11 protein-coding genes are annotated in these 12,616 nt (G+C 62.3%); 7 read left to right on the top strand and 4 right to left on the bottom strand.

The genetic code is table 11. The features are described from left to right. Positions 1-256 precede the first annotated feature (256 nt). Genes ACXIUA_RS00230 through ACXIUA_RS00205 form a run of 6 tightly spaced genes read left to right on the top strand, consistent with a single transcriptional unit; the run spans position 257 to position 6,778 of the window. Positions 257-3,286, top strand: a complete 3,030-nt coding sequence (locus ACXIUA_RS00230) for a Na+/H+ antiporter subunit A (RefSeq protein ID WP_457975863.1) — start codon at positions 257-259, stop codon at positions 3,284-3,286. Then, positions 3,286-3,780 carry a Na(+)/H(+) antiporter subunit C gene (locus tag ACXIUA_RS00225; RefSeq protein WP_256001346.1) on the top strand — a complete coding sequence of 165 codons (495 nt, stop codon included), beginning with the start codon at positions 3,286-3,288 and terminating at the stop codon, positions 3,778-3,780. The genes ACXIUA_RS00230 and ACXIUA_RS00225 overlap by 1 nt, the downstream gene beginning before the upstream one ends. After that, entirely contained in the window at positions 3,770-5,554 is a 1,785-nt protein-coding gene (locus ACXIUA_RS00220; RefSeq protein WP_457975862.1) for a Na+/H+ antiporter subunit D, read from the top strand. Before ACXIUA_RS00225 ends, ACXIUA_RS00220 begins: the two co-directional genes overlap by 11 nt. Next, positions 5,551-6,072, top strand: a complete 522-nt coding sequence (locus tag ACXIUA_RS00215; RefSeq protein ID WP_256021507.1) for a Na+/H+ antiporter subunit E — start codon at positions 5,551-5,553, stop codon at positions 6,070-6,072. The genes ACXIUA_RS00220 and ACXIUA_RS00215 overlap by 4 nt, the downstream gene beginning before the upstream one ends. A 3-nt stretch (positions 6,073-6,075) precedes the next feature. Further along, positions 6,076-6,351, top strand: a complete 276-nt coding sequence (locus tag ACXIUA_RS00210; protein WP_070361856.1) for a monovalent cation/H+ antiporter complex subunit F — start codon at positions 6,076-6,078, stop codon at positions 6,349-6,351. A 13-nt stretch (positions 6,352-6,364) separates the two neighbouring features. Next, positions 6,365-6,778, top strand: coding sequence for a monovalent cation/H(+) antiporter subunit G (locus ACXIUA_RS00205; protein ID WP_457975861.1), 414 nt, complete (start codon positions 6,365-6,367; stop codon positions 6,776-6,778). Between the two features lie 638 nt (positions 6,779-7,416). On the opposite strand, the gene ACXIUA_RS00200 is transcribed toward ACXIUA_RS00205, so the two are convergent. The 3 genes from ACXIUA_RS00200 to ACXIUA_RS00190 form a co-directional block, all read right to left on the bottom strand. Then, complete coding sequence (locus ACXIUA_RS00200; RefSeq protein ID WP_288792714.1) at positions 7,417-7,869, bottom strand: Panacea domain-containing protein; 453 nt, start codon at positions 7,867-7,869, stop codon at positions 7,417-7,419. A 393-nt stretch (positions 7,870-8,262) separates the two neighbouring features. Then, positions 8,263-9,564 (bottom strand): hypothetical protein, encoded by a 1,302-nt coding sequence (locus ACXIUA_RS00195; RefSeq protein ID WP_457975860.1) that lies wholly within the window; start codon positions 9,562-9,564, stop codon positions 8,263-8,265. Positions 9,565-9,592: 28 nt separating this feature from the next. Further along, positions 9,593-10,498, bottom strand: a complete 906-nt coding sequence (locus tag ACXIUA_RS00190) for a hypothetical protein (RefSeq protein ID WP_457975859.1) — start codon at positions 10,496-10,498, stop codon at positions 9,593-9,595. A 96-nt stretch (positions 10,499-10,594) separates the two neighbouring features. Between ACXIUA_RS00190 and ACXIUA_RS00185 the strand changes: the two genes are divergently transcribed. Further along, positions 10,595-11,692 carry a hypothetical protein gene (locus ACXIUA_RS00185; protein WP_457975858.1) on the top strand — a complete coding sequence of 366 codons (1,098 nt, stop codon included), beginning with the start codon at positions 10,595-10,597 and terminating at the stop codon, positions 11,690-11,692. On the opposite strand, the gene ACXIUA_RS00180 is transcribed toward ACXIUA_RS00185, so the two are convergent. Next, positions 11,689-12,579, bottom strand: a complete 891-nt coding sequence (locus ACXIUA_RS00180; protein WP_457975857.1) for a hypothetical protein — start codon at positions 12,577-12,579, stop codon at positions 11,689-11,691. The two genes, ACXIUA_RS00185 and ACXIUA_RS00180, sit on opposite strands and share 4 nt — an antisense overlap. Positions 12,580-12,616: the final 37 nt, after the last annotated feature.

The following is a 12,616-nucleotide window of genomic DNA, read 5'->3' as shown; positions in this document are numbered from 1 at the left end:
CCCAATCGTGGGAACTTTTTCGAAGGGGGCGCGGGCGCGAGGCGCAGGCGCACGAGGGGGCCAGACAGGCAGGCCAACCAGGGCGAAAACCGTTCGCAAAATGTCGGGGCTGTGAGTACAGTGAATTTTTGTTGGTCGCGCCACTGATCATGACGCGCCTTGTTTCTAGTTTCGACGGTGCATGGTGGGCAGCTGCGTTGCTGTGGCGCGCCGAAGCTGAAGAAGCTGATGAAGCTGAACAAGGAGGGCCCGGGTTGTGTTGACGCTACTTGTCGCGCTGTTCGTCGCGACGGCGGCGGCGCCGTTGTTGATCCGTACGATCGGTAGGTCGGCGTTTGCGCTGGTTGCGTTGGTGCCGCTGGGCGGGTTCGCGTGGATGGTGTACCTGTTCGCAAAGGGTGTCTTTGTGGATGGTGGGGAGATCGTTTCGCGGATTCCGTGGATGCCGTCGGCGGAGTTGAACCTGGATTTCAGGTTGGACGCCCTGGCGGGCTTGTTCAGTTTGATTATTTTGGGCGTCGGCTCCTTGGTGTTGCTGTATTGCTGGGGCTATTTCGATTCGAATCCGCGCAGGTTGGCGAAGTTTGGCGGGGAGCTGACCATGTTCGCCTCCGTGATGTACGGGTTGGTGATTTCGGACAGTTTCTTGCTGATGTACGTGTTTTGGGAGTTGACGTCGATACTCTCGTACATGCTGGTCAGCTACTACGGTGAGCGGGCTTCTTCACGACGCGCCGCCATCCAGGCGCTGATGATTACGACGTTCGGCGGGCTGGCGATGCTCGTCGGTATTAATTTGCTGGGCTACAAGACGGGGATTTGGCGGCTCAGCGAGGTGTCGCAGTTTGCGAATATTGAGAATACGCCTGCGATTTCGACGGCGATTGTGCTGATTATGTTGGGGGCGATGACGAAGTCGGCGCAGGCCCCGTGGCACATTTGGTTGCCGGGGGCGATGGCGGCGCCGACGCCAGTATCGGCGTACTTGCACTCGGCGGCGATGGTGAAAGCCGGGATTTACCTGGTGGCGCGCCTGGCGCCCGATATGGCGGTGGTGAGCACCTGGCACCTGGTGGTGCTTTCGACCGGCGTGTTCACCATGATCCTGGGTGGCTGGTTGGCGCTGAAGCAGCGTGACCTGAAGCTGATCCTGGCGTACGGCACGGTGTCGCAGCTGGGCTTTATCACGACGGTGATCGGCATTGGGTCGCGTGAGGCGACGATGGCCGGCCTGGCGATTACGTTCGGGCACTCGATGTTTAAGGCGACCCTGTTCATGATTGTCGGCGCGATTGACCACACGACGGGCACCCGCGACATCCACGAGCTGTCGGGGTTGGCGAAGCGGGAGCCGTTTGTGGCGTTTTTGGCGGCGGTGTCGGCGGCGTCGATGGCTGGTATCCCGCCGTTCTTCGGCTTTGTGGCGAAGGAGTCGGCGCTGGAGGCGGTGCTCAACGAGGAGATGCTACACGGCATGCCGGGCTACATGACGTTGGTGGCGATCGTCGCGGGTTCCATCCTGACGATGGCCTACTCGCTGTACTTCTGGTGGTCCGCCTTTGCGACGAAGCCAGCACACAACAACGGCGAGTCGGAGGCGGTGCGCGAGATGCACCCGATCGGCCCGACCCTGTGGATTTCGCCGGCGGTGCTGACCACGTTGACGGTGGTGTGCGGTATCTTCCCGGTGCTGCTGTCGACGGCGTTCAACGAGTACCTGGACGTGCGCTTCCCCGGCGGCGAGCAGCAGGAGTTGGCGCTGTGGCACGGGATCACGATCCCGCTGGTGCTGACGGCCGTGATTGTGCTGGGTGGCGTCGTCATGTTCTGGCAGCGTGCGTTGCTGAAGCCGCTGCAGACGGGCAAGCCGGCGCTCGGCGATGGCGACGACCTGTGGGACGCGCTGCTCGCACAGCTGCGCACGGCGTCGCTGCGCTTGACGGCGTCGACGCAGCGCGGTTCCCTGGTGATCAACCTCGGCGTGATTTTCGCGGTGCTGGCCGTGGTGCCGCTGGCTGCGCTGGTGCTGGGTCACTCGAACGATATTCGGATGCTGCTGTGGGATTCGCCATGGCAGGGCCTGGTGGTGTTCATCATGGTCTGCATGGCAGTCTTTGCGACGGTCCAGCGCAACCGCCTCTCCGCCGTAGTGATGGTGGGGCTGACCGGCTACGGCATGGCGACGATCTTCGCCCTGCACGGCGCGCCGGATCTGGCGCTGACGCAGGCGCTCGTGGAGACCATCGTGATGGTGGTGTTCATGCTGATCCTCCGCAAGATGCCGACGGAGGTCGAACCCCGCAACGAGGACAACCGGGCCCGCGCCTGGCTGTCGATTCTGACTGGCGTGTCGGTTGTGGTGGTGGCCATGTTCGCGATGAGCGCGCGCACCGCCGACCCGATCTCGGTGTTCATGCCGGAGCTGGCGCACGACATCGGCCACGGACGCAACACGGTGAACGTGCTGCTCGTGGACCTGCGCGCCGCCGATACGTTCGGCGAGATCATCGTGCTGGTGATCGCGGCGACGGGCGTGGCCAGCCTGATTTTCGGCACCGGCAAGTTCGGGCGCTCCTCGAGGCGCCCGACGCTGTCTACTACGAAAGCGCGCTGGCTGGCCAGCGGCGTGGACTCGGAGACGGCGCAGAACCGTTCGTTGATGGTGGACGTCGCTACAAGGATTCTGTTCCCGTCGATGATTCTGCTGTCGGTGTACTTCTTCTTCGGTGGCCACAACGCGCCAGGCGGCGGCTTCGCAGGTGGCCTGGTGGCGGCGCTGGCGTTCACGCTGCGCTACCTCGCGGGCGGGCGCCAGGAAATCGAGGAGGCCCTGCCTGTGGACCCGGCGAAGCTGCTGGGCACCGGCATGCTGTTCTCTTTCGCCGCGGCGGTGACCCCGATGTTCTTCGGCAACCCGCCGCTCACGTCCGGCTACACCACGGTCACGTTGCCGCTCATCGGCTCGTTTGATGTCACCTCGGCGCTCGTGTTCGACGCCGGCGTGTACCTCATCGTGGTCGGACTGACCCTGCACATCCTGACCTCCATGGGCGGCTACCTCGACCAAGAGGAAGACAACCGCAAGCAGTACGCTCGCCAGCGCGCCCGTGAGCTGCAGGAGAAGAATAAACGACGCCGCGAGGCGCAGGCGGCGAAACGGTTGGAGCGAGAGAGCCGTCGAGAAGCGGTCACTGGTGACGGTGACGCGACGGCGGGGCGGGGCCGGGCGTCGACAATTGGGGCACCGGTGCACACCACCGCGCGTGGCCGCGAAAGGAGCGAGTAATGGAAGCGAACCTGTTCCTGCTCATTGGGTCGGGTGTGCTCGTGGCCACCGGCGTGTACCTGATGCTCGATAGGGCGCTGACCCGCATGATCATGGGCGTGCTGCTGCTCGGCAACGGCGCGAACCTGCTGCTGCTGCAATCCGGCGGGCAGGCGGGCTCCCCGCCGATCATTGGGCGCATGTCCACCCTGTTCGGCGAGCGGACCGCCGACCCGCTCGCGCAGGCGATGATCCTCACCGCGATCGTGATTTCGATGGCGATGGTCGCGTTCATGCTGGCCCTGGCCTACCGCCAGTACCGCTACCGCACCGACGACATCATCGAGCGCGACGAGGAAGACCGCGCAATCGCCGCCCGCCCCAAGACCGCGGCGGCGGCCCCCGACCACGACGCCTCCGACGACCCAGAGACCGGACGCATGAGCTCCGAGGGCGACGCCTTCGGCCCCCGCTCCTTCGAAGACCCCGTCAAGGAGGCCGACGATGACGAATAACCTGTTCGAGTTCGCCCACTGGGCGCTGCCCGCCATGCCGATCCTCACCGTCATGCCGCTGCTCTTGCCAGCGCTGGCGGCGGCGCTGATCCTGGTCACCGGGCGCGCCGTCACCCTGCAGCGCACCATCGCGCTGACAACTCTGTTCGCGCTGGCCGTCATCTCGGGTGCGATGATCATCATCGCGGACGTCCACGGCATCCAGACCGTCCAGATGGGCGGCTGGGAAGCACCCATCGGTATCACGCTGGTGGCGGACAGGCTGTCCACCATCATGGTGTTCGTCTCCTCCATCGTGCTGTTCGCCGTCATGTGGTACGGCATCTCCCAAGGGCTTCGCGACGGCGACGAGGACGACCCAGTCGCCGTCTTCCTCCCCGTCTACATGCTGCTGTGCATGGGCGTGAACCTGTCCTTCCTCGCCGGCGACCTGTTCAACCTGTACGTCGGCTTCGAGGTCTTCCTCGTGGCCTCGTACGTGCTGCTCACCCTCGGCGCCTCGCCGGGGCGTGTGCGCGCCGGCATCGGCTACGTGATGGTCTCCATGGCGTCCTCCATGGTCTTCCTCTTCGCGCTTGCGCTGATCTACTCCTCCACCGGCACGGTGAGCATGGCGCAGGTCGGCCAGCGCATGGCCGAGGTCCCGGACGGCACGCGCGCCGCGATCTTCGCCACGCTGCTCGTCGCGTTCGGCATCAAAGCGGCCGTCTTCCCACTCGACGCCTGGCTCCCCGACTCCTACCCCACCGCCGCCTCACTGGTCACCGCGGTGTTCGCCGGGTTGCTCACCAAGGTGGGCGTCTACGCCATCATTCGCGTCCGCACCACCGTATTTATCGACGGCTCCCTCGACACCCTCCTGATGTGGGTCGCACTACTGACCATGGTCATCGGAGTAATGGGAGCGCTCGCGCAGAACGACATCAAGCGTCTCCTCTCCTTCACCCTGGTCAGCCACATCGGCTACATGATCTTCGGCATCGCCCTCGGCACCGTCGCCGGGCTGTCCGGCGCCATCTTCTACGCCGTCCACCACATCCTGGTGCAGACCTCCCTCTTCCTGGTCGTCGGCCTCATCGAGCGCCAAGCCGGGTCCGCACAGCTGCGCCGCCTCGGCTCCCTGCTCTACACCGCGCCACTGATCGCGCTGCTCTACTTCATCCCGGCGCTCAACCTGGGCGGTATCCCACCGTTCTCCGGGTTCCTGGGCAAAGTCATGCTCATCCAGGCCGGCGCCGCCGACGGCTCCTGGCTCGCCTGGGTGCTCATCGCAGGGGCCGTCGTCACCTCCTTGTTGACGCTCTACGCCATGATCCTCGTCTGGTCCAAGGGCTTCCTGCGCGACCGCGCCGACGCCCCCGAATCCGTCGCCATGGCGCGACCCTCATCACTCACCGAGCGCCACGACACCATCGCCGTCGACGACCGCGCCGACGTCGGCCGCATCCCCGCCGGCATGCTCCTATCCACCGCGCTCCTCGTAGCGACGTCCGTATCCATCACCTTCCTCGCCGGCCCGATCTCCGCCATCACCGACCGCGCCGCCGAATCCGCCAGCGACCAACGCATCTACCAACACGCCGTCCTCTCCGGCGACCCCACCAACCCGACCCGGGACCTCGACGCCTTCCGCCAACCCACCGACTCCGGCGGCGGCAAAGACGCGCTCGCCCGCAAGTCAGCGCGTTCGGGTGACGGAGAGGACGTCGTCACGACAGAACGAGTCCCCCTCCCCGCCAGCGCAACCGCCGAACCGACAGGAGCAGACCGATGAACCACCTCCTCACCGGCATCCGAAACCGCTTCCGCGGCGCCTTCGTCCTCTGGCTCGCATTCATGTGGGTCCTCATGCAAGGCGACCTGACCTGGGGTAACGTCGCCGCCGGGCTGGCGCTCGGCGTCCTGATCGTGCTCGTGCTGCCGCTGCCGAACATCCCCCGCAGCGGCAACAAAATCCACTGGGGCAAACTGCTGCTGTTCGTGCTGCAGTGGTTCGCCGACCTCATCGTCGCCTCCGCCAAAGTCTCCTGGCTCGCGCTGCGGCCCGCCGCCCCACCCAAGAATGCCATCCTCCGCGTGCCCATGCGCGTCTCCGACGACCTCGTCCTCTACCTCGCCACCTGCGCCTACAACCTGCAACCCGGCGGCAGCGTCTCCGACATCGACATCGCCAACCGCGAATGGACCATCCACGTCCTCCACGCCGACAACCAAACCGACATCGACCGCGAAATCGCCAACGTAGCCAAACTCGAGCGCCAAATGATCGACATCTTCGAAAGCAGGCGATAACCCATGAACCCCCAGGTATACAACGCATTCCTCATCGTCGCCGGCATCTTCCTCGCCATCGGCTTCCTCGTCCTCGCCTGGCGAGTCATCGTCGGCCCCGACTCCATGGACCGCGTCCTCGGCAACGACGCCATCACCGCATCACTCCAATGCGTCCTCGCCCTCTACATCTGCTGGACGCTCGACACCACCGTCGTCAACGTCATGATGGTGATCGCGCTCCTCGGCTTCATCGCCTCCCTGTCCGTCGCCCGCTTCCGCAAACGCGACAACTCCTAGGAAGGACCCACCAATGACACTCGCATTCTTCCTCGACGCCGCCTCCCTCGTCTTCATCCTCCCCGGCGCATTCATGGTGTTCTCCGCCGCCATCGGCACCGCCCGCTTCCAGTCCACCATGGCGCGCATCCACGCCATCACCAAACCCCAAACCACGGGGCTGGTTCTCATGATCATCGGAACGATTATTCGACTCTCGAATGGGCAGGCCGCCGGCACCGGCGAGGCTGTCGGCACCCACGAACTTCACGACATCGGCGTCATCCTCATCCTGCTCATCTTCGCCCTGATGACCAACCCCGTCACCGCGCAGCGCCTCGGCCGCGTCGCCCGACGCGAAGGCCTCTACGGCAACCCCGATACCCTCAGCCGCAACGACCGCCCCGCCGCCTACCACCCCAAGCGCGTCGACCCCACCAAGAAGTAGGGCCTGCTGCTGAGCTTGCTGCGCACCAAATTCCTGGATTCCGCGAACGCCCAAGGTGTTTCCCCAGGTCGCGCGCACCCCACGTGGGAATTTGGTGCTCAAGGTCCAGACCCACTAGGTATTTCGCTTCTCTACAGGGCAAACGGCATGGTGAGGGTCGTACCACAATACCCGGAATAGGTCACCGGATCGGAAGCCCCATAATCGGGTCTCGCCAGATAGGCGGAATCGAAACACGCGCTCCTCCGCAGAGGGCAGCGCTTGGATGCGCTTTTGGGCGTCGACACTTAGGGTCGAAACGTGTTGGTCATGGTTGCGGGGTCGTTTCTTCCGGCCGGACATGACGGTCTCAGCAAGGCACTCTTTCCATGTCTTTCGTGAAATGCTCTCCAAAAATGTCAAGAGCTCTTTCGTCTCTTTGGCCTCCAGCGACCATCGGCACAAGCTCTCACCAGGAGGGATGTCCAATTCAGCGACAGTCCACCGAACAGGCATTTCCCGCCAGGCACTTTGTGTCGCCTCACTGGGCACGCTTTTATCGCCTGCCACCGGCGACAAGTGCGGAACACGCTTACCCCCGAAGTTGTTTTGCTGACGCGCAAGCTTCTTCCTACTACGCTTTCCCCCACCCACGCGAACTACACCGCAGACGCCGACTGCATCGAACTGTAGAAATCCTGCATGACTTCCTGACTCACCTCATTCGTAGAGGGTGCCCCCGCTGCAACGCCTTCACGGGCTTCCCGCCAGGGCCGCTCGCCATGCGCGAGGTCGCTCAACTGTTGGCCAGTGAGATGTCCGTATGCGTCGAGCACAGTATCGATCGTCTCCCGCTCATCGTTTGTGAGCCGGTGAGCATCGCCGGGAAACATTGCAGGGGTCGCGGTGAAGTGCCCACGGTGTTGGTTGTATAGTTCGCGGCACACTGGGCCGTTCGCCCAGGCCTCGAAACGGGAGCTAAAAAGCGGCTTCTCGTCCCAGACCAAGCTCCAAGCCTGTGCGTAGTAAACGAGTTTTTGCAGCTTCATGGTACTCAGGCTTTCCCCCTGACGCTCCAAAATGTATCTCGCCACATCATTCACGTTTGCCATGCTGTTCCCCTCTCAACACTTATCGACGCCAACCCTACCCCATCAAGCATCAACCAACCCCTACACGCACCACATTCCTGGATTTCCCCTTAGTGCCAGGATGGTTGTGAACGTCAATCCATAGGAGGTTTTGTTCATGACCGACCCACAGTTGCCTGAACTCAATCGGCATTCAAAAAGGCCAAATCTAACCCCCGCGACACGCCGAGCCAGACACACATTTTGACCCTTAACCCACATCCTTCACCCCCGAATAAAAAAACTAGCCGCCTCCCCTACGGAAAGGTCGACTAGTCATGATGTTTTGTACATTATCACGATCTATGCGGTTGCGCAACCCCGGCAAGGCTCCGAGAACACCCACTCGAAGCAGAAGCGGCCGTCACTCACCCACTAACACAGGGGCAGGCGCGGCGTCACTTTTTCTGCATCAGGGCCGTTGATGACCAAGAAATATGAGTTCAGGTCGCCCTCGGGCGCAATGAACATCACGGGTGGCGTGGTATTGCTGAACGTACCGACGTGGGCCTTACAACCGTCGTGCTCGAAGTCCTTGTTGTCTTCGCTTTCAGGAATAACAGCGTTGCGAGCCTCCTCGTTTTCCATCTTGTAGATGCTCACACCGAATTCGCTGTTCGCGCAGCGGATCTTGCCCTCGCCGAATTCGCGGCTGTCGCTGGTGCGGCAGCGCATGTCTTCGTACCCGCGCCCTCCATCTTTCTCGGCGATGAGCTTCGGCAGGTCGCTTGCCATCTCAGCTTCAACACCTTCCCAATCCTTCGCCAATCCGCCGGACTGCCACCACCAGTAGCCTCCGCCGCCACCAGCAGCAGCAATCAGCAAAATTGCAGCGAGGACCCATGGCCACACCGTCCGCTTCTTGCCTTCCTCAGGCGCACCTTCAAGGCTGTATTCCTGTACATCAGTGACAGCCGGAGTTTCGTCGGTATCCGGGAAGTACTGCTGGGGCTTCTGCTCCGTAGCCGGTTGCTCGGTAACCGGTTGCGCCCAGTCGACTGTCGGTGCCTGCGACTGTGGAGAAACCACCGCTTGCAGGAGCTGCTGCGCCGAACCCGACTTTTCGACGACCTCTCCGTCCACCGCCGTCCCCGTCGCCGCAGCAAACAGGTCAGCAAAGCTACGAAGGTTCTCCTCTTTCGTGGTGGGGGCAACACCAGTCGCGGGGCCAACAAACCGCATCTTGACCGGCGCCTCCACAGCCCCGACGCTCTGCTGCACAATCAGCGCGTCCAGGTCCAGGGAGCGTGCAAGCAGGTCGGCGTGGCCGGCGTCGGCAAATTGGTCGACGGTGGTGGCCACACCCCACAGCAGACCGGCTGCCTCTTGCAGGTTGATGCCGGTGCCCCAGACGGAGCGGGCGTCGATAAGCTGGCGTAACCTTTCGCCTTCAACGAGGTCACGCACGACGTAGAGCTGGCCGTCGTCAGTGACACCGCAGGAACGCACACGCTGCAGTGCAGGGGAATCGAGCCACTCGAGTGATGCATTGATCTGCTCAAGCTTTTCGACACCACTTTCGCCCAAGGGTTCCGTGAACAGCTCAACCTCAACGGTTGTGGTACCCCACATGTTTGAGGCGCGGAAAAGCGTGGAGCTGTCCGTGTGTCCGATTTCTTCCAGATTGTTCAGCGCGTACTCGGTCTCAAGCGCGCGGGCCAGTGCAGATTCGTTCATTGGGAGTTCCTTCGTGTTGGAGCGTGAATTAGGAGTTTAAATCATCAATTGCCCCAGCAAGCTTTGGCTTCCCATCTTCAAACAGTACCCAGACAGACCCTGCAGCTGTTTCGCTGTCTTTGGTTTTAACGAGAACAACGTAGAGGTCATCGGCATTGTTGATTTCCAATTCCTCTTCGAACTCGTCTATTTCAGTTTCCGGAACGAAAGATAAGAACTCTCCCATATTTACGGCGTCACCAGCTTTCGGATCCGTGACTTTGAAGTAGGTATCAACACCGCTGAACCCCTCATTGATCTCCAGATCCTGCATGATTGCCTGCCGCTCCTTCGCTAGGGCGTTCTCAATCAACCAACGTTCCGCCTCATCGTTGGTGCGCAAGTCAAGGAATTCGTTCACAAGATCCTTTGCCTTCGCGGCGTCGCGATCCGTGTTCGCGAACACAATAGCGGCACCGATCAACAGCATCACCAGCGCTGTGATGGCGGCAGTTGCGGCAATGACGCCCTTGGATGAACGCGCGATCTCGGACTTCGCGGTCTCCACGGCAGGGGTCAGGCGCTCCTGGGCCTGCTTCGAGTACTGCGCGAACGCTTCCTTGCCCTTCCCCATGGAGGGCATCGCTAGGTTCATGTGCGGTTGCTGCGGCGCGGCGGCCTGTCCCGGTTGTGGGGCGCCGCCGAATTGGAGGTTCGCCAAATCGCGCAGTGCTGCAATATTGATGTCAGGCGCGGTCGGGTCGGCCATCTTCTGGTCGTAGATCCCGCGGCGCTGCGGGTCACCCAAAATGGCCCGTGCGATGTGCAGCTCCTCCACCCCACCCGGGTTGGTGGTGATGCCAGAGGCAAGTCGGCCATCAATCTCCTGCGCTATGGCAGCACAGTCGTGGCTGCGGTCGAGTCCAATAGATTGGTAGAGGTCATAATGCGCCATGTGCAGGGGCCCTTCGTGTATCTCAGTAGCGGCTAAAGTGTCGGGTCTTTATGCTAGCATTCTGCAACACAACTGTTAGCAAACTGAATGCGAGCCATGAATTCACAACCGTATGACTGGGGCGTACCTGTCCAGCAACCCGCAGCACAACCGCACACTGCATCCACGTCTCTCCGGACTCCGCTCATTGTGGTGGGCGCGGTCGTCGCCACCATTGTCGTGGTGCTCGCGGGGCTTTGGGTCTTTCAGGCAGTACGCCCCGCAGCAACCTCCGCGACAGGATGGGACGAAACCCAGCTGCGCGGTTTCATGGAAGGCGGGGAGATCACCGAGTGCGATTTCGGCTCGGATTTCTACGCTTCTGCAGGTGTACAGAGAGTGGTTCAAAAGGCCGGAATGTGCTCTGGAACCGTGACGTCGAGCGACGGCCACAACGTCAACATCGATGTCCGCACCCAGTACGCCCCCGAGGGCGATGCACAGACAATCGGCGATCCTGAGCTCGTTGGCTGGAAAGAAACAACAGACCCAGAGGCGTTTATCCCTCAAACCCTAAAGGAACTGGACGGCGAAGGCCGGGGAATGCGCTGCCAGCTGGCTGGCCGTGAGCCGATACTGCGCCCAATCTGGATCACCGTCGATGGGCCATGTCAGCTTGCGTACCCATTGGCACGCCAACTCGCCAACCTACAGACCTTCTACGATTTCACCCGCATCGACCACGGCCTGTTCGACTTCTCACGCCCGCAATACCTTGACGTTTCTGCGCCTACCGGTGAAGCAACAAGCGCACTCTATAAGGACGCGAAGCAATCGAGCATCCCGCGCGAGAATTCAGTTGCACTCCGCGACGCACACTACGACGGCAACACGTTCCAGATCTCCGGCGCCACCATCACCGGAGACGGCGACCAGCAGAAAGTCTGCGCAACCGGCACATTCACCCTCGGCTACGCACGTGGCTCGTGGTACAGCCGCTTCGATCTACCCAGCTTGGTCGCGCTCTTCCCAAGCGGCTACCGCGTGGAACTCTACTTCTATGACCACATTCGTTTGAGCGAAGGGGCGTCGACAAGCTTGGAGATGTGCGGCGAACTCAGCACCCCTCAGGACTCGACCGAATTCGCGGTGGTGCCGCTCTCAGCCAAGCAACCTGGCGCCTGGATTATCGACGCCACCACCGACACCGCCTAGCACGGACTGAGATACTCCGCCCGGTTGCTCAGGATGCGCGGGTTGCCCCCGTACTTCGCCGCTGCATCGCACACACCGGCAACATCCGAGCCGAAGTCCAGGAATACGGGGTAAATGTCCTGCCCGTCGACCTGGGCGCGCAGCGACGGGCAGTGGCCCGGGTTCGTCCACTGGCGTTTCTTCCCCGTCGGGTCGGGCGCGTTGATCACGTCGAAGATCCGGTACATGGTCGAGCCGTAGAAATCACCGTTGTCGATGATGGAGTCGATGATCAGGATATTGCGGCCGTCGCACGCCGGCTTGGCAGGGTTGCCGAGCAGCCCGTCCCCCTGCTGCGCTACGGCATCTAGTACGTCGGTTGGAGTCGCCGACGTCGTTTGCTTTCCGGCAGGAGCCTCCCCAGGCCCATACACGCCACAGGTCCGCTCCCCCTTCCTCAACGACTCCGGCACACCCATCGACTCGAGACGGCCCGGGTTGTAGCACTCCTTCGCCATCCCCAGGCCTTCCCACGTCCCGTCGGGTTCCACAAACTCCCAGTGCTTCCCGTTCCACTGGGCCAGGCGCAACATGTCCGAATTCGGCTGCGCCACGACAGCGAAGTTGCCCTCGCAGCCATCAACAAATTCCAGTCCGCTCAGCTTCGGGCTGGCGTCAAGCGCCCCTTGCGAGCAGTCCGGCACCGACTCCTTTTCAGCCGACGCCTCCTCCGATGCCGTTGTTGTCACGATAGTTTTCGTGGCCCCTACAATGTCCGGCTCGGCCACCTCCGGTTCCCCACCACAACCAGCCAGTGCCACCATGCTCAGCGCGCCCACTGCTACAAGCGCTACTCGCCCACGAACCACTTCGACGTCCCCTTTTTCAGCCAACATCCAGTTTTTCATGCAAGTCTAACCGATGGGGCGGGCCTGGAAATGAAAA

It is taken from the genome of Corynebacterium sp. UMB8791 (genome assembly GCF_054166365.1).
The sequence above is the reverse complement of the archived record's forward strand: the minus strand, read 5'-3'. Positions and strand labels throughout refer to the sequence as shown.